Annotated in this window: 21 protein-coding genes; 14 read left to right on the plus strand and 7 right to left on the minus strand. The window is 64.5% G+C overall.

Annotation, left to right across the window (positions count from 1 at the left end; translation table 11 throughout):
- Nucleotides 1-149: 149 nt before the first annotated feature.
- The 3 genes from AB7C87_RS22675 to AB7C87_RS22685 form a co-directional block, all read right to left on the minus strand.
- Complete coding sequence (locus AB7C87_RS22675; protein WP_369731803.1) at nucleotides 150-1103, minus strand: formyltransferase family protein; 954 nt, start codon at nucleotides 1101-1103, stop codon at nucleotides 150-152.
- Nucleotides 1104-1320: 217 nt separating this feature from the next.
- Entirely contained in the window at nucleotides 1321-2163 is an 843-nt protein-coding gene (locus tag AB7C87_RS22680; protein WP_369731804.1) for a phosphatase PAP2 family protein, read from the minus strand.
- 89 nt (nucleotides 2164-2252) lie between these two features.
- Complete coding sequence (locus AB7C87_RS22685) at nucleotides 2253-4985, minus strand: AAA domain-containing protein (protein ID WP_369731805.1); 2733 nt, start codon at nucleotides 4983-4985, stop codon at nucleotides 2253-2255.
- Nucleotides 4986-5152: 167 nt separating this feature from the next.
- On the opposite strand from AB7C87_RS22685, the gene AB7C87_RS22690 reads away from it, so the two are divergent.
- Nucleotides 5153-5731, plus strand: a complete 579-nt coding sequence (locus tag AB7C87_RS22690; protein ID WP_369731806.1) for an SPW repeat domain-containing protein — start codon at nucleotides 5153-5155, stop codon at nucleotides 5729-5731.
- A 40-nt stretch (nucleotides 5732-5771) separates the two neighbouring features.
- Here the strand turns inward: AB7C87_RS22690 and AB7C87_RS22695 are convergent, their stop codons facing one another.
- Nucleotides 5772-6050, minus strand: coding sequence for a hypothetical protein (locus tag AB7C87_RS22695; RefSeq protein WP_369731807.1), 279 nt, complete (start codon nucleotides 6048-6050; stop codon nucleotides 5772-5774).
- A 113-nt stretch (nucleotides 6051-6163) separates the two neighbouring features.
- On the opposite strand from AB7C87_RS22695, the gene AB7C87_RS22700 reads away from it, so the two are divergent.
- Complete coding sequence (locus AB7C87_RS22700) at nucleotides 6164-6715, plus strand: hypothetical protein (RefSeq protein ID WP_369731808.1); 552 nt, start codon at nucleotides 6164-6166, stop codon at nucleotides 6713-6715.
- Between the two features lie 41 nt (nucleotides 6716-6756).
- Here AB7C87_RS22700 and AB7C87_RS22705 read toward each other — a convergent pair whose 3' ends face one another.
- The gene (locus AB7C87_RS22705) at nucleotides 6757-7938 is read right to left on the minus strand and encodes an AI-2E family transporter (protein WP_369731809.1); all 1182 of its coding nucleotides are present in this window, start codon (nucleotides 7936-7938) and stop codon (nucleotides 6757-6759) included.
- A 463-nt stretch (nucleotides 7939-8401) separates the two neighbouring features.
- Between AB7C87_RS22705 and AB7C87_RS22710 the strand changes: the two genes are divergently transcribed.
- The 3 genes from AB7C87_RS22710 (at nucleotide 8402) to AB7C87_RS22720 (ending at nucleotide 10096) form a co-directional block, all read left to right on the plus strand.
- Nucleotides 8402-9388: a mechanosensitive ion channel family protein gene (locus tag AB7C87_RS22710; protein WP_369731810.1), complete on the plus strand. Its 987-nt coding sequence runs from the start codon at nucleotides 8402-8404 to the stop codon at nucleotides 9386-9388.
- Between the two features lie 70 nt (nucleotides 9389-9458).
- The gene (locus tag AB7C87_RS22715; protein WP_369731811.1) at nucleotides 9459-9890 is read left to right on the plus strand and encodes a hypothetical protein; all 432 of its coding nucleotides are present in this window, start codon (nucleotides 9459-9461) and stop codon (nucleotides 9888-9890) included.
- Nucleotides 9887-10096 (plus strand): DUF8527 family protein, encoded by a 210-nt coding sequence (locus AB7C87_RS22720; RefSeq protein WP_369731812.1) that lies wholly within the window; start codon nucleotides 9887-9889, stop codon nucleotides 10094-10096. Before AB7C87_RS22715 ends, AB7C87_RS22720 begins: the two co-directional genes overlap by 4 nt.
- A 93-nt stretch (nucleotides 10097-10189) precedes the next feature.
- Here AB7C87_RS22720 and AB7C87_RS22725 read toward each other — a convergent pair whose 3' ends face one another.
- Entirely contained in the window at nucleotides 10190-11152 is a 963-nt protein-coding gene (locus AB7C87_RS22725) for a zinc-dependent metalloprotease (protein ID WP_369731813.1), read from the minus strand.
- A 42-nt stretch (nucleotides 11153-11194) separates the two neighbouring features.
- Entirely contained in the window at nucleotides 11195-11500 is a 306-nt protein-coding gene (locus tag AB7C87_RS22730; protein WP_369731814.1) for a hypothetical protein, read from the minus strand.
- Nucleotides 11501-11636: 136 nt separating this feature from the next.
- On the opposite strand from AB7C87_RS22730, the gene AB7C87_RS22735 reads away from it, so the two are divergent.
- From AB7C87_RS22735 to AB7C87_RS22775, 9 genes are all read left to right on the plus strand, one after another.
- Nucleotides 11637-11864 (plus strand): LSM domain-containing protein, encoded by a 228-nt coding sequence (locus AB7C87_RS22735; protein ID WP_369731815.1) that lies wholly within the window; start codon nucleotides 11637-11639, stop codon nucleotides 11862-11864.
- Nucleotides 11861-12037 carry a 50S ribosomal protein L37e gene (locus AB7C87_RS22740; protein ID WP_369731816.1) on the plus strand — a complete coding sequence of 59 codons (177 nt, stop codon included), beginning with the start codon at nucleotides 11861-11863 and terminating at the stop codon, nucleotides 12035-12037. Before AB7C87_RS22735 ends, AB7C87_RS22740 begins: the two co-directional genes overlap by 4 nt.
- Before the next feature lie 199 nt (nucleotides 12038-12236).
- Nucleotides 12237-12995 (plus strand): DUF4013 domain-containing protein, encoded by a 759-nt coding sequence (locus AB7C87_RS22745; RefSeq protein ID WP_369731817.1) that lies wholly within the window; start codon nucleotides 12237-12239, stop codon nucleotides 12993-12995.
- Nucleotides 12996-13085: 90 nt separating this feature from the next.
- A complete protein-coding gene (locus AB7C87_RS22750; protein WP_369731818.1) occupies nucleotides 13086-14276 on the plus strand; it encodes a threonine synthase in 1191 nt (396 codons plus the stop codon).
- Between the two features lie 486 nt (nucleotides 14277-14762).
- Nucleotides 14763-15953 (plus strand): ABC transporter substrate-binding protein, encoded by a 1191-nt coding sequence (locus AB7C87_RS22755; RefSeq protein WP_369731819.1) that lies wholly within the window; start codon nucleotides 14763-14765, stop codon nucleotides 15951-15953.
- A 130-nt stretch (nucleotides 15954-16083) separates the two neighbouring features.
- Complete coding sequence (locus AB7C87_RS22760; RefSeq protein ID WP_369731882.1) at nucleotides 16084-17157, plus strand: FecCD family ABC transporter permease; 1074 nt, start codon at nucleotides 16084-16086, stop codon at nucleotides 17155-17157.
- Complete coding sequence (locus AB7C87_RS22765) at nucleotides 17154-18146, plus strand: ABC transporter ATP-binding protein (RefSeq protein ID WP_369731820.1); 993 nt, start codon at nucleotides 17154-17156, stop codon at nucleotides 18144-18146. The genes AB7C87_RS22760 and AB7C87_RS22765 overlap by 4 nt, the downstream gene beginning before the upstream one ends.
- Before the next feature lie 408 nt (nucleotides 18147-18554).
- Nucleotides 18555-22097 carry an efflux RND transporter permease subunit gene (locus AB7C87_RS22770; protein WP_369731821.1) on the plus strand — a complete coding sequence of 1181 codons (3543 nt, stop codon included), beginning with the start codon at nucleotides 18555-18557 and terminating at the stop codon, nucleotides 22095-22097.
- Nucleotides 22094-22846, plus strand: coding sequence for a TrmB family transcriptional regulator (locus AB7C87_RS22775; protein WP_369731822.1), 753 nt, complete (start codon nucleotides 22094-22096; stop codon nucleotides 22844-22846). The genes AB7C87_RS22770 and AB7C87_RS22775 overlap by 4 nt, the downstream gene beginning before the upstream one ends.
- The last annotated feature ends 41 nt before the right edge of the window (nucleotides 22847-22887 follow it).

Consider the following 22887-nt stretch of genomic DNA (forward strand, 5'->3'; position numbering starts at 1 on the left):
GTTGCTGTAGTAACAACTGCAACGGTGTACACACTGATCGCCGACACGTCTGGCGATTAGGTGTGCAATGACGTGCAGTGGCTACTATAGTCCCACCGGCGGGGTTTCCGCGCCGGCTCGGAGCGGGTTCCGCTCGATCCAGGGGTTCACTAATCGTCCGCAAGCGGCTCTGCCTCCTCGTCCGCGGTCGTCGAAGTTGATGTGACGTCGACTGGCGTCGACGGGTCGAGCGGTTCTCGACGCGACCGGCGCAATCGTCGAAGCCGACCGGCGACGTTTTTCAGCAGAATCTTCCCGGCGAAGTCGACGGTCCGTCGCTCTCGACGGGGGTAGAAGGTCCCGAGTTCGTCGTCGGGAACGGTCGTCGGCTCGAACGCCGGGTCGGTCGCTCGCTCGATTCCGTCGCTCAGCAGTTCGCTCTGGGCCGTGACGACCCGATCGAAGGCGTCCCAAAGCGTCTCACAGTCCCGGAGACTCATCTCCCTCGAGAGGACGATTTCGCCGCCATCGATCGAGTCGTTTAGCCGCTGGAGCGTCGTTCCGATGGTGTCGCGGCCGTCGTAGAACACCGGGGGAACGCCCATCCCGCGGTAGCGACGGATGTCCGCGGGGTGGAAACTCAGGACGCCGTGTTCGGTCGCGGTCAAAATTTCCCCGCGGATCAGGCCGAATCCGAACAGGACGACGACGTCACAGCGACGAGAGACGCGGTCGACCACCTCGTCGGGGAACTCGTACCACGCCCCGTCCCTCTGTGGCGTACACCGGACGTGGGTCGCCCCCTCCAGACAGTCGACGTCGTCGATGGCGTGGCGGTGCCAGAGCGTCTGATCGTCCCCGAGAAGCCGGCCGACGGTCCGTTCGGCGAGGACGAACGCCCACGGCCCCTCTCGACGGAGCAATCGGAGGAACTGGGAGACGTCGTCGAACTCGATTCGCTTCTTCGAGTTCCACGATTCGGCGGCTGCGTCGGCGTTGCTTGCGTTGCTTACGACGAGTTCGACGCTGGCTGTGGTGTCGCGTTCCAGGTTCGTGAGCGCACGTCGTTGCCACTCGTAGAGGAAGGGTTCGGTGAGGAGACCGACGGAAACTGGTTCGTCCATCGACATGATTATTCACGCTGACGGGGACCACCATAGTTACCACTCACTTTTTTCGACACGAACCGGCGAAAGTGGCCGACTGCGGCCGGATGACCACACCCGACTGTATGGACGGCGTACCCTCGAGTTCGTCGGTAGCCATCCGCTACGTGTCTCCTGTGTCACAACAGACCGGGGAGACGGGCACTCCGCCGGTCGACGAGACACAAAAGATGTATCAGGCGTTTGCAGGCGACGAGGCGAGTCGTTCGAGGGGAACTCGAGCGACGGCGGCGGGTGCGAGGAGGATCCAGCCGAACAACAGCCCGTAGCTCGCGACGAGGATCGGAACGGCCGTTAACAGGTCTGTAGCCGCCTGTACGGCCACGATACCGGCCATCCCGACGACGACGAGCACGCCGCCCTCGAGCCGGGAACGAAGCGCCGGACGGTCGACGTTCGCGACGGTCGCCACGAGCCCGCCGATCGAGCCGCCGAGACCGAGCAGGACGTATCCGTTCACGCCGACGACGACGAGTGCGACCGCGGCGATTCCGAGCGCGATCGCGAACCCTCTCTGGGGCTCGCGGCGGGTCGCGTAGGTCATGACGCCCAGGAAGCCGAGGCCGAGGGCGAACCCGGCGAGGACGTCGCTGAGGTAGTGGACGCCGAGGATCACGCGGGAGAGGGCCACCACCGTGACGACGGCGGCAACCGCGAGCACCGGCCCGGGATCGCGGACCCGATCGTACGCGACCAGCAGGCCGCCGTAGACGATCGTCGCCGCGAACGCGTGGCCGCTCGGAAAGCCGAGATCGTCGGTGTCGTACGGGACGAGAAACGCGTCGGTCGGCGGCCGCGGGAGCCCGAACAGTTCCTTCGCGACGACGACGAAGCAGACGCCGGCGACCGCGTAGCTGATCACGAGCGCGTTTCGGCGTCGACTCGAGAGCCAGAACAGCACGGCCAGCAGGACCATCGGAACCGTCGTTCCGCCCAGTTCGGTCACTACCAGAACGAGGTCGGCGTACTCGGCCGGAAACCCCTCACGAATCACGGCGCTTTCGTCTTCGAGTCGCATTCGGTGTCAATCCTCATGTTCGTGTCCACTATCCTAACTGTTTCGACACTTGAGAGTCAGGTGACGACGGTGACCGCGGGACGCGGCGATCACCGATTGGCCCACTCGAGCATCCGCGCATAGACCGGATCGCTCTCGAGTGCCTGCGCGTCACCGACGAGGACGAGCGCCCGCTTCGGGCGGGTGAGTGCGACGTTGATCCGGCGGTAATCCTCGAAGATCGGCCCGTCGAGCGTTTCGGTCGCGGTAAAGGAGACGACGATGACTTCCTGACTCGAGCCCTGGAATCGATCGACGGTGTCGACGGCGACGTCCGCTGGGACGTGATTCGAGATCGTCGAAACCTGCGCCCGGAAGGGGGCGATGATGCCGATTTCCGAACGCTCGAGGCCGGCGTCCTCGTACGCCCGGACGATCTCCGCGATCCGCGCGGCCTCCTCGCCGTCGGTGTAGCGGTCGTCGTCTCCCTCGACGTCGACGAACGCGACGGCGTCACTGAGGTCTGTCGGGAGCGCCTCGCGGGAGACCCCCTCGAGATCCTCGAGCGTCCGGCCGGCGACGTCGGGCGTCGCGGGTCGAAGCTGGCCGTCGTAGAACTCGCGGGAGGCGAAGGCCTGGATGCGCTGGTTCATCCGGTACTGGCGGTCGAGCATGACGCCCGCCTCGGGGTAGCGCTCGACGAGCCGCTCGAACAGCGACTCGGTGAGATCGTTCTCCGCCCGAACGACCGGCGGAAGCTGTTCGTGGTCACCGACCAACACGAATCGGTCGGCGAGGTTGACCGCCGCGAACGTCCCCGGCTCCGTGAGCTGGGCCGCTTCGTCGACCAGCGCGGCGTCGAACGCCTGCTCTTTCATCATCCTCGAGCCGCAGGTCGCCGTCGTCGCCGCGACGATCTTCGCGTTCTGTAACTCGGCGACGCGTTCGGCGGGATCGCCGGCTCGCTCGAGGCGGTAGGGTTCCATATCGTCGCGGACGCCGCTTTCGGAGCCGACGCGAACGATCAGCTCCTCGTCGACGACGCCGTCTAGCTGTTCGAGGACCGCCTCGAGGGCGTTGTCGACGGCGCGATTCGTAAACGCGGAGAGGAGCACGCGCTCGCCGCGTTCGACCATCGCGCGGATGGTTCGGGCGATGGTGTAGGTCTTGCCGGTTCCCGGCGGGCCGTGGATCAACGCGAAATCGCGCGCGCCGACGGCGGTGCGGACCGCCTCGTCCTGTGCGTCGTTGTTGTCGATGAACGTCCCATCGGGGCGGTCGAACGCCGGATCTTCCCGACCGAACAGGACGTCCTTTCGGCGCTCGTCGCCTTTGAGGAGAACGTCGTGGAGTGCGACGAGCAACCGATCCGTCGTCAACTCGGAGGGGTAGACGTCGAGTCGAGTCACCTCGACCGGCTCGTCGGCTGTCAGCACGATTTCGTCGCCCAACCGCTCGATCCGGGCCAGTTCCGAGTTTCCCCGGACCGGGTGGCCGTCGCTCGCGAGCACCAGATCCCCCTCCCGGAGCTTCGAGGTCGCACTCCCCTCGCGGCGTGTGCGAAGTTCCCAGCGCCCCTCTTCGAGCGGTCGCTTCTCGACGAACTCGAGGTCGATTAGCGCGCGGTCGTCGTCGGCTCGTTCCCGCGCGTCTTGTTCCCAGAGCTTGGCGTACTCGCGGTGAACTTCCCGGCGTTCTTCCTCGATCGCCCGGTAAAAGCGCTCGAAGTACTCGAGTTCCTCCTCGGGGAGCGCTCGCCCGATCTGGCCCGCTTTCGACTCCTGGTCGAGCCGGCCCGAGACGACCATACAGGTGTCCTGTTCGAAACAGTACTCACACCTCGCGTCGGCCTCGTAGCCGGTCGGTACGTCGCCTCGTATCTCCATCGCCGCGATCTCGTTGCGTAATCGGACGACGAACTTCAGGAGTCCGTCGCCCATCGAAAACTCTTTCGCCGGCGTCAGATCACCGGTCTCCTCGTTACGATCGAGCGCCGAATTCTTCGTATAGAGGAGGGTCCCGGTGTCGACGTCGCCGCCGCGTTCCTCCAGCAACAGCGCGTAGCAGGCGGCCTGGACCTTGTCCTTGAATCGGGGCTCTTTTTTCAGGTTCTTCCCCGTCTTGAGTTCGACCGGCGCGCCCCGGCGGACGGCGTCGGCTCGCCCGCGGATGCCGAACGTCTCGCTGATGAGTAGCTGTTCGGAGCGCCAGGAATCCTCCTCGGTGAGCCGCCCCTGCTCGAGCCATCCTTCGATGGCGGCCGCGTTCTCCCTGACGTCCTCGGCGGCGGCGTCCGGCGTCTCGCCGAGCAGGCCGAGCTGGAGCGCGCGCTCCTCGACGCGCGCTTCGATCGACTCCTCGAGGTCTCGCCCGCGCAGGAGGTCGCCGAAGACCTCGTGGACGAGCGTCCCCTTGACCACGGGGTAGTTCAGCGGGACGCCCGAGAGCTTGTTCAGGTAGTACAGTCGGGGACACTCCACCCAGTTTCTGATCGCCGTCACGTTCACGAGGAAGCTCGGCTCGACGACGACGTAGGAGTCACCCGTCGTCTTGTACCGCGTCTCTCCCTGGTACTCGTCTTCCGCGGCGTTCGTGACGAGCAGTTCCATCCCCGGCTCGAGGAGCTCGGCCGACTCGGTCCACTTGTTCCACAGCGTCACCGTCGTCACGTCGCGGTCGGCGGACGTCGGGTCTGGTTGCGAGTCACGTCCCGGCACCGATTCGTCGTTCCCCTCACCGGTCGCCTCGAGCCGAAGCGCCACTTCGGCGAGGTCGCTCTCGCCGTAGCTCGTCGACACCGATCGAACCTCGACGTCGCCGGCGACGGTTCCGCGTACGTTCACGCCTGTCAGTCAGGGGCGAGCGTTCAAAAACGCTATCGGTCTCGGTTACCCGTGAACGGTTTAGCGCGATTTCGTCGCGTAGTCTCGGATTACCTTCCCGCCCCGGTCGGGCGAAACTGAAACGGTCGCCGCCGCTTAAACGCGCTCGAGGTGAAGCGCCCGTTGCCATGAGTGATCCGACCAGCGGCGACCGTCCGGACGACGACGATCGGGGGGACCGACCGGTTCGCGACCCCACTGGTTCCGACCGGGATCGGCGTGAGGATCCGGAGACGACCGGCGCCGATGTCGACTCCGGAACGGGCGTCGGTGACCATCCCGACCGGGGGCGTGACCCGCGGGACGACTCTACCCGGGTCGCGAACGAGGAGCGACGGCGTAACACGTCGGTCGTCAGTGCGCTCGTCGCCGCGATCGGCGCGTGGGTCGCCCTCTCGGTGCTCGTCTTCGACGTCGGCGAAGCGTCGCTGTGGAACAACGTGCTCGTCGGTACTGTGGTCTTGCTGGCCGCCGGCTACAACGTCTACCGGCTCTCGAACGACATTCCGTTGAGCGTCGGCGTCTCCACGCTCGTCGCCGTCCTCGGCATCTGGCTGATCGTCTCCGCCGCGTTGCTCGGCATGCTCGGGAGCCTGTTCTGGAGCACGCTTGTCTCCGGATTGCTCGTCGCCGGCCTCTCGGGATACAACGCCTACGAGGCTCGAGAGGCCCGAACGGTCGCGACCGAACCGGATACGCCACCGTGAGCCATCCCGTCGCCTCCCGTGACCGTTACCACCGTGGCGATCACTCCGGGTCCGGCCGTGGCTCGCCGTCGGAATCGGCTTCGATCGTCGTCTCGAGGCGCTGGAGGCGAACTTCCGCGGCGTGGTGGCCGGTTGCGACGACCGCAAACGCGATCATAACCGCGGCGAACCCGACCGCGACGAGCGGCGAGACGCCGTTGACGTAGCTGTTGATCAGCTGTCCGGCCGCGAGACCGAGCGGACCGAAACCGAGCAAACTGCTCTTAACTGGGGCGGCCCGAAACAGTTCGGCGAAAGAGAACGTTCCTCGAACGGACATTGGAAATCGTGGGTTACGCGTACTGTCGAGCGAGTTACCGTAGCCCTTTTGATTCACTCCTCGCGTTCCGTTCGACCGATACGTTCTTTCTGTTCGCCTCACAACCTTCGGGTATGCGGATTCGCGAGTGGCAGGATATACTCGAGGACGTCACTGACCGGGACGTCGATCCCCAGGGTTGGCGAGCGGTTGCTGGCGACCGCGCGGGCGGCGTCGGCGAGGATCTGTATCTCGGCCATCCACGAGCCGGCGTCTTCTTCCTCAAGACCTACGCGAAAAACCCCTACGAGGTTCGGGGCGTCGGCACCCGAGTGGCCCGAAAACTCGACGACGAGATCGGAACCTTCCTCCCGCGGGAGGACGCCGGCGGCCGGTTCGCCGTCCAGTCGCCGCCCGAGGACGAAGACCACGCCGAGAGCGTCGCCAAGCGTCTCCAGACGGTCGTCGAGACGCACGCCGACGCACCGACCCGGCCGCAGGACTTCTTCGACGACGTCATGGACGCCGTCGAGAGCCCGGCGTTCGGCCCGATGGAGTACGACCAGTACGACCGGCCAGAGCAACTCGAGGATCTCTCCGAGCGGTTCGAGGAGGCCGACGAACTGCTGAACACCGAACTCGAGGACTTGATCGAGACGGACGAGGTCGACCGCGGATTCATGTAACGGTCACGCCCCGGATCGGGAATTCCGCTCGAGGCGTCGGGTTACTTTCGCGTTTCTCGAGGGCGGTGACCGATTCCGCTCGACGGCGGCGTCGCCTCGACAGCGGGGTCGTTCGTTTTCGCGTCGGTCGGATCGCTCGTCTTCCTCTCGGCGTCGTCGTTCGTTTTCGTTTCGGCCGGGTCGTTCGTCTTCCTCTCGGCCGAGTCACTCGCCCGATACTCCTGTCTGAACGTTTCGACGATGGCGACGAGGATGCCGATCAGGATCGGTCCGACGAACAACCCGACGAAGCCGAACGTGTACACCCCGCCGAAGACGCCGGCGAGGATCACCGCGGGATTCAATCTCGCTCGCTTGTCGATCACGACCGGTCTGACGTAGTAGTCGATGAAGCTCACGACGGTGACTCCGTACAGGGCGAGAAAGACCGCCGCTCCCGTCTCGTCGATGAGAAAGAGGTAGCCGGCGGCCGGGGCCCAGACGATAAACACGCCGATCAGCGGCAAGAACGCGAGGACCAGCATCACGATCGTCCAGAAGACGACGTTCGAGATGCCGGCGAGGTGCAGTCCGAGACCGGCGACCAGCGCCTGGACGACTGCCGCGAAGGCGTGGCCGACGACGGCACCCCACGTCGTCCGGTCGATCTGATCGATCAACGTCGAACTGACCGCTGGGGAGAGCGGACTGGCATCGACGAGCCACGCGACCAGCGCCGGCCCGTCGAGCAACAGGTAAAACACCAGAAAGAGCACGAGCGCAACGCCGAGTGAGACGTGTAACGTGAGTTCGATCAGATGCGAGACGTCCTGGAAGAACACGGAGAACAACAGCTCGGTTAACTGGCCGGCCGTCTCCTGAATGTCGACGTCTGCGCCGGCGATCTCGGCGAGTTTCGTCTCGATTAGCTCCGTCTGTAGGTCCGTCTCCCCGCGCGAAATCGATCGAAGATCCTCGAGAAAAGCGGTCAGAATATAGAGTACCGGCAGGACCAACACCACGAAACTCGCGAGAATCAGCGCCAACGCGGACGCTATCTCCGCGAGTCGAGTCGACGGGAGCCGTCTCGCGGTCGCCTCGAGTAGCCGAACGTGCAACGGGTACAGGACGTACGCGAGCAACAGCGCGAGCAGAACGTACTCGAGAAACGGCCGGATGACGACGAAGACGGAAAACGTGACGATCGCCAACAGCACGTAGAGAAACAGTTGTTCACGATTCATGGAATTATTAGTGATATTGTCTGTAAGAGTATGAATACACTCCGGTGAATTACCACACTCAATTTATACCCCCGCTCCGGCCGCGTGGAACGATCGTTCGTCTGCCACTATTGGTGGTACTGAACGTCGTTACACACCTAATCGCCAGACTGATCGCCGATCAGTGTGTGAATCGCTTCAGTTGGCACTATCGTTTCATACGGTTTACTGTCAGTCGTTTCCGGCGCAACCGCGAACCGGGCGGCGGTTGCGCCGGTGAATCGGTACAGGAATCCGTATCACTCGGTACGATATCGGCACAACCTCCTCGATACTGCGATCATCCACCTCTACCAGCACATTCCCCGTTATCAGCTTTCCGTCTGTGGCCCCTGCTGTTGCCACGGCCGTCCTTTTTCGTTCGTCGGCGGAAACTGGGTCAGTGTTCGTTCCCCCCTCATCCACTCGAGACGCCCAGCTACCTGTGGTCGCGGACGTCGTCGACGCGCTAGAGCTCACCTGGTTCCTCGCCGGACTCGCGGTCGTCATCGCGTGGTACGGCTCGAAGCTCCTGACGGATCGGCTTCGACCGCGACTCGAGGAGCGAGTCCTGCGGCCGACGACCGCCAACGCGGTTCTGTTGATCGCCCGGATCGCGATCGTCTGCTACGCGTTGGTTCCGTTCGCCGGTCTCCTCGGTTTTCGACCGCAGAACGTCTTACTCTCGTTTACGGTGCTCTCGCTCGTCCTCGGGGCGGTACTGGCGCCGATCGGTCGAAGTTACGTCAGCGGGCTGTTCATCCTCGTCAACCGTCCCTACGAGGTCGGCGACATGATCGAACTCGTCGACCGCGAGGAACGTGGCTACGTCGACGACATCTCGCTCGGCTACACGCGGGTGTTCACGCTGGATAACTCCTTTCTCGTCATCCCGAACGAGACGATGCGCGAACGCGACATTCGAAACCGATCGGCCGAGGACGAACGCAACCGCCTCTCGATCGAGCTTTGTGTCACCTACGAGGGCGACCTCGAGCGAGCCTGTACCCTCCTCGAGCGGTCGGCCAGGAACGTCGACGGCGTCATCGAGGGCGGGCCGCCGATCCGGATCGGCCGGTCGCGGTTCCCGGCCGGCCCGACGGCGTTCGTCCGGGAGTTCGCCGACCACGGCATCCTGCTCGACCTCAAACTCTGGATCGAAGAACCCTACCTCCCGCTGAAGATCCGATCGGCCGTCCATCGAAGCGCGTGGAACGCGTTCCAGAACGAGGACGTCGAGATCGCTTACCCCCACACCCATCACGTCTTCGACGAGACGAGCGGACGGGCGCGAGTCGCGTTCGATTCGCCCGGCGGCGAGTCACTCGAGCGGGAACGTGGAGTCGAGTCCGGATCGAACGTCGGTCCACCGGCCGAACGGAAACCGAACTCGGGCTGGTCGATCGATCGTGCCGAGAGACGGACCGATTGAGACGAATTGTCGTCACCGGCCTGCGTTCGCGTCCGATGCGTCTTTGACCCGCCTCCGACAAGACCCATCCATGACCGCACGCGCCGAGGACACCGTCCGCGACTACTACGACGCGCTTCGCCGTGGCGAGCCACTCGAGTCGTACTTTCTCGCCGAGGAATCCACGGTCAAGTTCGGGATCGGGGAGGCGCTGTTCGGATACGACGAAATCGAGGAGGCGCTTTGCGAACAGACCGAGACGACCGACGACTGGACGATCGACAGTCACCGGCTCGTCGTCGACGAACGCGGGGCCGTTGCGACGGTCGCCGACGAGGTAACGATGGCTTGGACCGACCTCGAATCCGGCGACCGACGCGAGTTCGAAACGCGCTGGAGTGCGACGTTGTTGTCGGCGAAATCTGCGGGCGTCGGCGAGCGGGCCGACCGCAACGAACCCGACCGCGACTCAAACCGCTGGCTGTTCGCGTCGATGCACGTCAGTACGGCCAACGAGCTATGAGACGGCGACGCGGTCCGGGCTCGACTCCCGACGGGCGACGTTCGCGTCGACGGCTCGCCGCCGGGTTCGTCCTCCTCGTCGGACTCTCCGGCGGGACGATGGCGCTTCAGGGTGGCGCATCGATTCCGGCGATCGGGCTGATGACGCTCGTCGGGCTCGTCGCCGGCGGCGCGTTGTTGTGGTATCTCCGCTGGATCGTCTCGTAGGCGTACGCGATCGAGGACTCTGGGCGTACGTGAGTTGGAACGACCGCCCCTTCCAAGCGGACCCGATCCGGAACCGACGGCCGCCTCGAGTCCTCAGCGATCGACGCGCCGGAGCCACAGCCGCGGCGAGTCGAGTTCGTCCTGACTGGGCAGGTTTTCGGGGTGGTCCCAGACCCGGCTGGCGGTCCCGACGTCGCTCGCGGTGACGACGGCCTCGAAGAAGTTCTTTCCGCGCTCGTACTGGCGCTGTTTGAGGCCGAGCCCGAGCAGTCGCCGGAACAGCTTCTGGAGCGGGCCACGGCCCTGTCGACGTGCGTCGAGTTTCCGCCGCAGGTCGGCGTACTCGTCGTCGAAGGCGTGGTCCATCAGGAGTTCGGCATAGCCCTCGACGACGGTCATCGCGGCGTCGAGTTCGCGGAACGCGTCGCGGTCGAACGAGCCCGCCGAGAGGGCGGTGATCCCCTCTTCCATCTGGCTCTCGAGGTGCGTCGAGAGCCACGGCGCCGCGCCGAACTCCGCGGCGTGGGTCACCTCGTGGAAGGCGATCCAGCGCCGGAAGCGGTCGGGATCGACGTCGAGCGTCTCGGCCGCCCCGAGAATGTTGGGGCGGACGAAGTACAGCGCGTGGTCGTCGTCGGGAGTGTCGGCGAGCAACAGCGGGTCGTACTGACCGAGGACGTTTCGGCCGAGAAAGCCGAGCAACACGGCCATCGTCCCGGTGTTGATCGTCCGGGCGACGCCGGGGAAGACGTCAGTGTGGGCCTCGAGCGCCCCCATCACGCGCTCGAAGGTGGCGACGTTGGCGTCGATCCAGTGGTGACGATTCTGGATCTCGACGGTCTCGGGGACGTCGAACTCGACACCCGAGACCGTCCGGACGGCCGCCCTGGCCTCCCGAACGTCGCGTGCGTACGCCTCGGCCTCGCCGGGCTCGAGGGCGATCGAGCCGGGATCCGTCGCCGCCTTGGCGGCCTCGGCGGCGGAGTGCCAGTCGATCGCCTCGCCGTCGGAGCCGGACGCCCCGGCGACCGCCCGGGCGCTACGATAGAGGTTCACAGTGACGGATACGGCTGTGGGACGCAAAAGCGTTCGGCTCGGTTAGTTGACGATCACGTCGGGCTGGTCTTCCTCCTCGAGGTCGGGTTCGTCGTCGCCCCCGAACTTCTTGGCCGCGGCGGCGATGGCGACCAGCGCGGCGAGGGCGACCAGCGCGCCGATCGCCTTGCCGCTCGAGCCGTCGTCTTCCTCGGCGACGGCGGCCTCCGCTTCGTCGTCGGTTTCGGACTCGAGTTCGGACTCCTCGGTTTTCTCGCCGAACGGGATCGCTTCGCCGATCTCGCGGGGACCGAACTGAGTCTCGCCGTCTAGATGCAACTCGATGAACGTGAATTTCCGTTCTCCCATACTGGAGGGGACGACGACCGGACACTTAGCCGTTTGGTCGGATCGGGTGAAGATAGTCGAAGAAGGGGATCGGGTCGTGTGAACACGGTCGCGTTGGACCGGTACGATTAAGTGTCCGTCACCTGCGCTCTTTCGTATGAGTGGACGACCGCTCGACGTCCTCGAGGCGTCGCTGGGCGAACGCGTGACGGTACGACTCAAAAGCGGCGACGAGTACGTCGGCGACCTCGCTGGCTACGACCAGCACATGAATCTCGTGTTGGAGGACGTCGCCATTCCGGCCGAGGAGTCGTCGTCGGACGAGGAGCCGATCGAAGACACAACCATTATACGCGGCGACAACGTCGTTTCGATCACTCCATGACTGGTGCAGGAACCCCGAGCCAAGGAAAGAAAAACAAGACGACCCACGTCAAGTGTCGTCGGTGCGGAGAGAAGTCCTATCACGTCCGAAAGAAGGTCTGCTCGTCGTGTGGCTTCGGCAAATCGTCTAAACGCCGCGACTACGAGTGGCAGTCGAAAACCGGCGACAACTGATTTCGACGCTTCTTCGTCTCTCCCGAATACGTTTCTCTCGAGTGATATCTCACTCCTGCTCTCGTCTCGAGTGACGTCTCTCGTCCGGTTTCGAACGACCGGATCGACCAAGTATTTCGATCGGTCGTCACGTCCGTTCCCCGACACCGTTCTCTCGGCCTGAACGTTCCGAAACCGGAAGTAACGAACGGTTATATAGATGTCTGACCTACTATACGTTACCGGACCGCGAGCGATTGCAGACGGTCGGGGTGAGACCATGTTAACCGAATCGATAACCTATCTCAGAGACAGTGACGACGCCTGGAAGACCGCCATCATCGGCGGAGTCTTTCTGCTCTTTGGCTTCCTGTTGATCCCCCTCTTTCTCGTGTGGGGGTACGTCGTCCGGGTACTGGACAGAACCGCACGCGGCGACGACGAAGCCCCGGTGTTCGACGAGTGGGGTGAGATGACGATCGAGGGCGCGAAGGCGTTCGTCATCCTGCTCGCGTACTCGCTCGTGCCGATCGTCTTCGGCGCGATCACCGTCGGCGGCGGAATACTCGCCGTCGGCGGCGATCCCGGCGCACTCGGTGCGGCCGTCATCGCGGCGCTTGGCCTCCTCACGTTCGTCGTCGCCGTCGGCGCCGCCTACGTCGCCCCGGCGGCTCTGGCACAGTTTGCCGCCGAACGCCGGATCCGGGCCGGATTCGACCTCGAGGAGCTTCGTCCCGTTCTCAGGAGCGGGACGTACGCGACGAACTGGCTCGTCGCGCTCGGGATCGTGATCGTCGGCTCGTTCGTCTCGGGTATCCTCGGATCGATCCCGTTCGTCGGCGCCATCCTCGGCGCGATCGTCGCGTTCTACGCGCTGGTCGCGGCCTACTACGTCATCGGTCACGCGTGGCTCGACCTCCACCCGATCTCCGTCGACGGAGCGAACGGCGAATCGACGGGCGACCGACCCGCGGTCTGATCACGACGGTTTGGGGGCTCGATCGCGGGGTCAGGACGGATCGCGACCGCCGATGAACAACCATTAGTCCGGCGGGGCGAACACTCCGATATGGAGACGACCGACGCCTTTCTCGGCCTCGAGTGTGTCGACTGTGGGGCCAGTGCCGACGCCGATCACGTCGGCCGGTGTCCCGAGTGTGGTGGCCTGTTCGACCCGAGTTACGACTACGACGCGATCGACCTCGAGCGAGAGAGCCTCGAGTCGCGGCCGTTCGACTCGATGTGGCGCTACGAGGAACTGCTCCCCTTCGCCGGGGAGACGGTCGTCACGACCGACGAGGGGGCGACGCCGCTGGTCGAGTGTCCATCCCTCGCCGAGGAACTGGGCGTCGAACGGGTGTACGTGAAAGACGAGGGACGGAATCCGACGGGGACGATCCGGGACCGCGGCCAGTCGGTGGCGGTCACGGCCGTCGCCGAAAGCGGTGGAACCGACGTCGCGCTCGCGTCGACGGGTAACGGCGGGCAGTCGGCCGCGGCGTACGCCGGGCGGGCGGGCCTCGAGTCTCACGTCTATCTCCCCTCGCGCTCGGGCTTTTCGAACAAGGCGATGGTGAACGTCCACGGTGGCGACATGACCGTCGTCGGCGGACGCTACGACGACGCCGTCGGCGCCTTCGAGGAGGGACTCGCGGAACACGACGAGTGGCGGTCGGTGCAAGCGTTTTCGACGCCATACCGCCACGAGGGTGAGAAGACGACCCTGTTCGAGATCGTCGAACAACTCGAGTGGGCGGTGCCCGACGCGGTCGTCTACCCGACCGGTGGCGGGGTCGGGTTGGTCGGCGGCGCCAAGGCGGCGACGGAGTTGCAAACGCTCGGACTGGTCGACGACCGGCCGTCGCTGTACGCCGCACAGGCCGAGGGCTGTGCGCCCGTCGTCGACGCCATCGCGGACGGACGAGAGGACACCGAGCCGGTGGAGACGCCAGACACGATCTGTGGCGGGATCGAAGTCCCCGATCCGGCGGCGGGCTCGTGGGTGCTCGAGGCAATCTCCGAGACCGGCGGTGGCGCGGTCGCGACCGACGACCAGGACGTCCTCGAGGCCGGCGTGACTGTGGCCCAACACGAGGGTCTCGAGATGACGCCGAGTGCCGCGGCCGCGGCCGCCGGCGCCTGGGAACTCGCCGAGCGCGGCGCGTTCGACGGCGACGAGACGGTCGTCCTCGTCAACACCGCGACCGGGAACAAGGAGGCGGACGTGTTGCGCAGTTACCTGATGAGCCAGGGCGTCTAGACGATCCGGGACTCGAGTTCGACTGCGATCGGAGCCCATATCCCGACTCACGGGTGCTATCACCCCCGATTTCGCTCGTTGACGGGTCGGGTTCGAGTCGACTCCAGTTATGATTACATCTTCTTCGGATCACGACCGTCTCGAGGCCTACCCCTTGCTACACCAGTCTCGAGTCCGACGTATTCGGTGGCGCTCGTCCTGGACTGGTCCCATGACGATCCCATCAACCAGTTCGCTGAACGTCCTGGCAGTCCTCGTATCGGCCTGTCGGAACCTCAATTCTGATTCGAATCTGCCGTTCTCGGGCAAAACCTTCGAAAACTGACCGTTCCGCTGTAACGCCGGGTGCACTCGTCGTCGACCACGTCCTGAGTGATCACCAGCCGTTCGCTCCCGTTCGCCGGCGACAGATCGGTAAATTAGACTAGTCTAAACTATAAATTAGCTTAGGAAAATACATTACGGTGCTCCGGAAAGGGGCGGGTGATGAGTTCGAAATCGGATCGACGCGATTCATCGATCGTTTCACGACGAACCTTCGCTCGCCTCGGTGGGGGGACAGCGATCGGGGCGCTAGCAGGTTGTCTCAGTGATACCGGCGACGCCAGTACCGAAACCGACGGGACGGACGACGCCTACGAAGTCTGTATGGAGCCTGCGGGCTGTGTCGAGTTCGACGAACCGCCCGCGGAGTTCGCGGTGTACCACCAGTCCTGGGTGGATATCGCAATCTCGCTGGGACAGGCCAACGGCGTGGCCGCGGCCGCTTTCCCCGGACGGTTCCCGGTCGGCTATCTCGAGCAGCTGCCGGGCGTCGAGTTCGACCGAGACGGGACGTTCGCTCTCCAGGAAGACGGTGACGCCGACGTCGAGGTCTTCTACGAACTCGGCCTCGATTTACACCTGATCGATCCCTACACGGCGGAGAACTACTTCGCGCTCGACTGGGACGACGTCGACGAACTCGAAGCGAACGTCGCCCCCTTTATCGGAAGCTGGATTCGCCGACCCCAGTTTACCGACGACCACCCACACTACGACCTCTGGGAGGTCTACGACGAGGCGGCCCAGGTGTTCCAGGTCCAGGAGCGAGGCGAGGCGTTTCGGAACCTTCACGGGGAGATGCTCGAGGAGATTCGGGCCGAACTCCCACCCGTCGAGGAGCGTCCCACCGTGGGCTATCTGAACTTCGACGACTTCGACGCCGCTAGTGGCATCGACGTGTTCAATCCGGTGTTGCCGGGGACGCAGACGCAGACGTTGCGTGATCTCGGTGTGCCTGACCACGACGCGTTCGCGGGCGTCTACCCCGACGACGACTATCGACTCACGGCCGACCTCGAGTTGATGCTCGAGCACGACCCTGAGGTGATCATCTACCACAACGGGCTCGACGGCGTCATCCGTCGGGACGGACGCGACTGGGAGGCCGACCTGATCGAACCGCTCGAGAGCGATCCCGTCGCGAGCGAGGTGACGGCCGTCCGGAACGGCCGCGTCTATCCCTGGCACGAGATGGAACAGGGGCCCATCCTCAACACGTTCCAGACCGAGGCGCTCGCGAAGAGCCTCTACCCCGGCGTTTTCGGCGAGCCGACGGGGATGGAAGCACCGCCCGAGGACGAACGATTATTCGACCGCCAGCGGGTTGCGGACATCATCAATGGGGAGTTCTAGGAGTGGGATTCGCTGGTTCCCCACCGACGGATATTCCTGTCGATGAGATCGGCTTCGCCGCCGTGAATTTCTCGTGAGTGCCGAGGGTCCCGGCGTCACCGGATCGGCAGCGACAGGGTCGACCACCGAAATCCGCCGGCTGGGCTGGCTGTTCGATCCAAAGCTGGTAACTGTCGTGCTCGCGAGTACGCTCGTCGTCGTCGTCGGAGGGCTGGTTCAGGTGAGCTTCGGCGCCTACTCGATGACCCCTGGCGAGGCCTGGCGAGCGGTGTTGAATCCCGACGTGGTGTTCAACATCCAGGCGTGGAACGCCTTCCTGCTCGGAGGCGAGGTGCCCGACATGCACGAGCGGAGTCTCATCGCCTGGAACGTCCGCTTGCCCCGGGTGTTCGTCGCGATCATTGTCGGAATGAACCTCGCGGTTTCGGGGGCGATCTTCCAGGCCGTGACCAGAAACGAACTCGCGAGTCCGTTCATTCTCGGCGTCTCCTCCGGGGCGGGTCTGATGATCCTGCTCACGCTCGTGGTGTTCGGCAGTCTGACGGCGTTTCTCCCGCTGATCGCCGCGACGGGCGGCGCGGTCGCCTTTCTAATCGTCTACGCGATTGCCTGGAAAGGCGGGACGAACCCGGTCCGGCTGGTGCTCGCGGGCGTCATCGTCGGAACGGTGTTGGGGTCGTTGCAGACCGCACTGTTTTTCTTCGCCGACGATGTCGGAATCGTCCAGTCTGCGATCGCGTGGACGACCGGCTCGCTCACCGGCACCGACTGGCAACAGGTCCGTCTCGCGTTGCCGTGGACGGTCGTCGCCGTGGGGCTGGCACTCGTCGGGTCGCGTCAGTGTAACGTCCTCTTGCTCGGCGAGGAGACGGCGAAGTCCCTCGGAATGTCGATCGAGAAGGTCCGCTTTGCGCTTTCCGGCGTCGCCGTCCTCGCGGCGGCGGCCAGCATCGCGGTGGCGGGCATCGTCAGCTTCGTCGGGCTAATCGTTCCCCACATCGTCCGCAACGTGGTGGGAAGCGATTACAAGCAGCTGATCGTCGGCTGCGTATTCGTCGGTCCGGCGCTGATGGTCGCCGCCGACGTCGGCGCACGACTCGCACTCAACCCCGTCCAGATTCCCGTCGGCATCGTCACCGGGCTCGTCGGCGGCACGTACTTCCTATACCTGATGCGTAAGAAATCGAATCTCGGAGAGATATGACCACGAACGAATCGACGAGTGAATCCAGCGGAGCAACTCGAGAGAACGATGCGGGTCGCGTCGACCGCGAGAACGACGCGGGTCGTGCTACCGGAACGGCCGACGCACGTCAGGCCGTCCGCGAGTCCGAGTCGAGTCACGCCGGCCGGGAGTCGGACACGAGTCGCACTACCCGGTCGGGTCCGCGGTCGGAACCGATTCTCGTCGGTGAGGACCTCACGTTGGCGTACCCCGGGAGCGACGAGCCGGTGATCGACGGCGAATCGCTCGCCGTCGAACCCGGGGTCGTGACGGCGCTCGTGGGGCCGAACGGGTCGGGAAAGAGTACGCTGTTGAAAGGGCTGGCCGATCAACTCGCTCCTCGAGACGGGACGGTACTACTCGAGGGCCGAGACGTCCACGAACTAGAGACGAAAGAACTCGCCCGGCGGCTCGGCTTGCTTTCACAGGAGAGCACCTCTCCCGAGAGCATCACCGTCGAGGAACTCGTCTATCACGGGCGATATCCTCATCGCGGGTTTTTCGATCACGTCACCGAGTCGGACCACCGGGCGGTCGACCGTGCGATCGAACTCGCGGGGTGTGGTCATCTCCGCGAGCGCGAACTCGGGAGCTTGAGCGGGGGTCAGAAACAACTTGCGTGGATTGCGATGGTGCTCGCCCAGGACACTGACGTCTTGCTGTTGGACGAGCCGACGACGTTTCTCGACCTCCATCACCAACTCCAGGTGATGGAGATCGTCGAGACGTTGCGCGACGAGAGCGAGATTACGGTCGTCGTCGTACTCCACGACATCGAACAGGCCGCACGTCACGCCGACAGAATCGTCGCCCTCGACGACGGCGAGATCCACGGAGACGGAACGCCAACCGAGATCGTCACCGAGGAGTTGCTCGCGACGGTTTTCGAAATCGAGGCAGCGGTCGATGTGGCCGATCAGGGTCCGCGGATCACGCCGCTTTGCCCCATTTCGTCTTCTGATTCGTAGCCCTTTTCGACACGACTGGTCTCTCGTATTGTCGGCCGTCTACCGTTCACGTTTGGATGGGACGGACGGCCCACGTCTGGAGTCGGGCCACCCAGTAGCGGGTCGATGGGATTGTTGTAACGATTTACCGGTGAAACCACGATCCGCCTGTGGTTTCGCCGGTAACGACTTACAACAGTCCCTATGAAGTGTCGTTGTCAAATATTGAACTGGTATGAGGTATGTCAGGTATGGCGGAAGGACAATATTGGGCCACAATTAGTGTTTCAGGGACAGGAGTGTGTATCAGTAGTCGTGACGTTCACGATAGTGTAATATTGCAAACACGTATATCCGACCGTGTTTTTAGGATCGTAACAACAGCATGGTCCTCGAACCTGTCTACCTCGAGTCGATGGAGGAGATCGAATGAGCGCGGCGGATCGGATCGCGAAGTTCGTCACCTCCAACGGGCGCATCGTTCTCGTTGTACTCTTGCTTACGACGGCGCTGGTCGGCGCCGGCATGTTGATGATCGACGACGATTCCTCGCTCGAGCAGTTCGAGAGCGACTCGCCGGAGGGCGAAGCGATGGCGGAGATCGACGACCGCTTCGGCGGCGACGACGAGGAGGAGACGACGAGCGTGCAGGTGATTACCCGCGGCGATGGCGAGAACGTCCTCACGCGGGAGTCGTTGCTCGAGTCCCTCGAGTTCCAGGCGGAGATCAGGGCGAACGAATCGATCGACGAGACGCTCGTCGAAGACGACGCGATCACCGGCGTCGAGAATATCGTCGCGATCACGGCGATCACGAACGAGCAGGTCGAAGAACTCGAGGAACTCGGCGAGGACGTAGAGGAACGCGAAACGGAGTTGAACGAGACGAGCGAAGGGCTCGAAGAACGCGGCGCCGAACTCGAAGAGCGCGGCGAGGAACTCGAAGAGCGCGGCGCCGAGATCGAGCAACGCGAGGCGGAGTTGAACGAGACGAGCGAGCGCCTCGAGGAGGGAATCGACGCGTCGATCGGTATCCAGCGCGAGTACGAGGAACTGGCCGCGACCGCCGACGAGACCGACCCCGAGTATCAGGAGGGTTCGGCCGAACTCGAGGCGGAGTTCGACGCGACGATCGAGGAGGCGACCGCGGGTCTCGATGACGAGCAGGCGGCCGAGTACGAGGAACTCGCCCAACAGGCGCGGGCGATCGAATCCGATCGGTTCGCGATCGAACAGACGACCGACGAGCCAGCGGAGGTTCCCGAGTACCAGGAGCTCTCCGAGGGACTCGAGGACGTCTACCTCGGCGCGACGATGGGAGTTCTCGAGGAGGAGTACGAACGACTCGAGGAAGACGCCGAGGAACTCGAAGAAGAGAGCGAGCAACTCGAGGCGGATAGCGAACAGCTCGAAGAAGCGAGCGAACAACTCGAGGAGGAGTACGAACAGCTCGGTGAGGACGCCGAGGAACTCGAAGAGATGCAAGCGGACCTCGAGGACGACGAGGGGCCGACGCTCGACGAACAGATCGAGGCGCTCGAGGAGATCGACGACGACGAGTTCGAGGAAGCCCTCGAGGATTCGCTGTCGGACGACGACGAGAACGAGGGGGCGGCTCTCGGGTTCATGCCGTCGGACTACGATCCGGGATCGACCGAGGCTGACGCGCGGATGACGTTCGTCACCCAGGAGATCGGCGACGCCGACGTCGAGACGGGTGCCGTCGACGAGGACGTCCTCGAGACCCAACTCGACTTACAGGAGCTTGCGGCCGGTCACGAACACGACCAGATCGTCTTCGGCGTCGGCATCATCACCGACGAAATCGACCGCTCGATGGGTGACAGCTTGGCGATCGTCGGGCCGCTCGCGCTCGCGTTCGTCGTCGCCGCGCTCCTGATCGCCTACCGCGACCCGCTCGACATCGTCCTCGGGGTCGTCGGCATCGTCACGGTGTTGGTCTGGACGTTCGGCTTCATGGGCTGGGCGGGGATCGCGTTCAACCAGATGATGATCGCGATCCCCGTCTTGCTGATCGGGCTCTCGATCGATTACGCGATTCACGTCTTCATGCGGTACAGAGAACAACGCGAGACGCCACGCGTCCCGGACGAGCGAACGGGGAGCGAAGGGAACCGTGGGAAACGGGAACAGGGGGATCGTTCCATCACCGACTCGAGTCCGGTCCGCGGATCGATGGCCGTCGCGCTCGCGGGAGTCGGGATCGCGCTCGTCTGGGTTACCGCGACGACCGCGATCGGATTTCTCGCGAACCTGATCAGCCCGATCGGTCCGATCCAGGAGTTCGGCGTCGTGAGTGCGTTCGGCATCCTCGCGGCGCTGATCGTTTTCGGTGGGCTGATTCCGGCCGCGAAAGTCGAGATCGACTCGGCGCTCGAGGCTCGAGGGTTCGACCGCCGTAAGCGCGCGTTCGGGACCGGTGGCGGCCGGCTGGGCGACGTCCTCTCCGTCGGCGCGGTCGCCGCGAGACGGGCGCCGCTGGTTCTCCTGTTGGTCGTCTTGCTCGTGACCGCCGGCGGGGTCTACGGCGCGACGCAGGTCGACACCAGCTTCGACGAGGAGGACTTCCTCGCGGAGAGCCCGCCGGCGTGGACGGAGTCGCTCCCCGGCGGGATGGCACCCGGCGAGTACCAGGCGTCGGCCGACCTGGATTTCGTCAACGAGAACTTCCAGCGCGACGACCTGCAGGCCCAGATTTTGGTCGAGGGTGACGTCGCCGACGGCGACGTTCTGGAACGCCTTGAGACGGCCCAGGAGGAGGCCGCGGACAGCGACGTCGCGTACACGCTGGCGAGTGGCGATGCCGACGTCCAGGGGCCGCTGTCGGTGATGGAAGACACCGCCGCCCAGAACGAGTCGTTCAACGAGTCGTTCGAGGCCGCCGACACCACGGGCGACGGCCTCCCCGACGAGAACGTCGAGGAGCTGTACGACGAACTGTTCGAGGTCAACGAGGAGGAGGCGAGTCAGGTCCTCCACCGGAGCGACGACGGGACGTACGACGCCGCTCGGCTGATCGTCGCCGTCGAGGGTGATGCGGCGTTCGAGCAGACCACCGACGAGATGCGGGCCATCGCGGCGACGATCGACGACGATGGCGTCGGCGACGACCGTGGACTCGAGGGCGGCGAGTCGGCGGACGGCGACGAAAGAGACGGCGGATCGACGAGCGGTGACGAAATAGCTGACGAGTCGGCGGACAACGAGTCGACGAACGACGATACTGCGGCGGTTCTCGCCGGTGGGGGCGGCGTCAGCGCGATCGCGACCGGCGATCCGATCGTCAACTACATCGTCGAGCAGGATCTGCTCGACACCGTTCTTCAGAGCCTGCTTATTACGCTCGTCGCGGTGTTTACGTTCCTCTCGGCCGCCTATCGCCTGACCGGGAACAGCGCGACACTCGGCGTCGTGACGCTGTTACCCGTCGCGTTCGCCGTCAGTTGGATCCTCGGGACGATGTACCTCATCGGGATGCCGTTTAACGTCCTGACGGGGATGATCACCAGCCTCACGATCGGCCTCGGGGTCGCCTACAGCATTCACGTTAGCTCCCGGTACACCCTCGAACTCGAGCGCCAGGGCAACGTCTGGTCGGCCCTCGAAACGACGGTTACCGGGACCGGTGGTGCGTTGCTGGGAAGTGCGGCGACGACCGTCGGTGGCTTCGGCACGCTGGCGTTTGCCATCCTCCCGGTCCTCGAGCAGTTCGGGATCATCACCGCGTTGACGATCACGTACGCGTTCCTCGCGAGCGTCGTCGTCCTCCCGACGTTGCTCGTCCTCTGGACCCGATTGTTCGGTCCCGACGTCTCGTTCGACGCTCCGCCGGTCCGGCGGCCGACGCCGACGGCGAGCGACGGCGGGATGCCCGAACACGCCGACGGCGGCGACGATGGGGCCGCGGCCGAGACGACCGATACCGACTCGAGCGGAGGTGACGAGTCGTGAACGTCGACGAGAACGAAGCCGTCGAGGCATTCGAACGACTCGGGCTCACGAGCTACGAGGCCAAGGTGTTCATCGCCCTCCACAGGATCGCCTCGGGGACCGCACGAGACGTCGCTCGAATCACCGACGTCCCCCGCTCGCAGGTCTACAGCGTCGCCGAGAGCCTCGAGGAACGCGGCCTGCTCGAGGTCCAGCAGTCGAATCCGATCCGCTACAGACCGGTCAGCGCCGAAGAGGCCGAAGAGACTCTCGAGAGACGATTCGAGTGCGAGCGCGACCGGGCGTTCGATTACGTCGATCGAGTGAGCGAGGAGTCGACCGGCGAGGAGACCCAGGAAGACATCTGGACCGTTCGCGGGCGCGATCGGGTCGACGACCGGGTCGTCGATCTCCTCTCGAGTGCGAACGAGCGGGTCGTCTTCGGAACCCGACTGCCCGAACTCGTCACCGACCAGATCGCGCGGACGCTCGGTGAGCGGGCGGCCGCCGACGCATCGGTAGCCGTCGTGAGTCGGACCGAGTCGATTCGGGAGCGACTCGGCTCGCTCGAGGGAGTCGATGCGAGACCCCCACCCGCCCACCACGGGGACGACCGACGCTCCGGCCGGATCGTCATCGTCGACGACGACGGGATCCTGTTGAGCGTGATCGACGACGACGGTGACGAGACCGCAATCTGGAGTTCGGGATCGCGGTTCGCGTCCGTTCTAATCCAGTTGATCGAGGCGAACACACGAACGTCCGCTTGACTCCATCACGGGATTCGTCGGTGTGACTCACCACACACTGT

The sequence above is a fragment of the Natrarchaeobius versutus genome (assembly GCF_041205745.1).
Taxonomy (GTDB): Archaea; Halobacteriota; Halobacteria; order Halobacteriales; family Natrialbaceae; genus Natrarchaeobius; species Natrarchaeobius versutus.

Coding starts and splice junctions, on each gene's coding strand:
- AB7C87_RS22675 (WP_369731803.1), bottom strand. CDS start 1,103: ATGGACGAACCAGTTTCCGTCGGTCTCCTCACCGAACCCTTCCTCTAC.
- AB7C87_RS22680 (WP_369731804.1), bottom strand. CDS start 2,163: ATGCGACTCGAAGACGAAAGCGCCGTGATTCGTGAGGGGTTTCCGGCC.
- AB7C87_RS22690 (WP_369731806.1), top strand. CDS start 5,153: ATGAGTGATCCGACCAGCGGCGACCGTCCGGACGACGACGATCGGGGG.
- AB7C87_RS22695 (WP_369731807.1), bottom strand. CDS start 6,050: ATGTCCGTTCGAGGAACGTTCTCTTTCGCCGAACTGTTTCGGGCCGCC.
- AB7C87_RS22700 (WP_369731808.1), top strand. CDS start 6,164: ATGCGGATTCGCGAGTGGCAGGATATACTCGAGGACGTCACTGACCGG.
- AB7C87_RS22705 (WP_369731809.1), bottom strand. CDS start 7,938: ATGAATCGTGAACAACTGTTTCTCTACGTGCTGTTGGCGATCGTCACG.
- AB7C87_RS22715 (WP_369731811.1), top strand. CDS start 9,459: ATGACCGCACGCGCCGAGGACACCGTCCGCGACTACTACGACGCGCTT.
- AB7C87_RS22720 (WP_369731812.1), top strand. CDS start 9,887: ATGAGACGGCGACGCGGTCCGGGCTCGACTCCCGACGGGCGACGTTCG.
- AB7C87_RS22730 (WP_369731814.1), bottom strand. CDS start 11,500: ATGGGAGAACGGAAATTCACGTTCATCGAGTTGCATCTAGACGGCGAG.
- AB7C87_RS22735 (WP_369731815.1), top strand. CDS start 11,637: ATGAGTGGACGACCGCTCGACGTCCTCGAGGCGTCGCTGGGCGAACGC.
- AB7C87_RS22740 (WP_369731816.1), top strand. CDS start 11,861: ATGACTGGTGCAGGAACCCCGAGCCAAGGAAAGAAAAACAAGACGACC.
- AB7C87_RS22745 (WP_369731817.1), top strand. CDS start 12,237: ATGTCTGACCTACTATACGTTACCGGACCGCGAGCGATTGCAGACGGT.
- AB7C87_RS22750 (WP_369731818.1), top strand. CDS start 13,086: ATGGAGACGACCGACGCCTTTCTCGGCCTCGAGTGTGTCGACTGTGGG.
- AB7C87_RS22755 (WP_369731819.1), top strand. CDS start 14,763: ATGAGTTCGAAATCGGATCGACGCGATTCATCGATCGTTTCACGACGA.
- AB7C87_RS22765 (WP_369731820.1), top strand. CDS start 17,154: ATGACCACGAACGAATCGACGAGTGAATCCAGCGGAGCAACTCGAGAG.
- AB7C87_RS22770 (WP_369731821.1), top strand. CDS start 18,555: ATGAGCGCGGCGGATCGGATCGCGAAGTTCGTCACCTCCAACGGGCGC.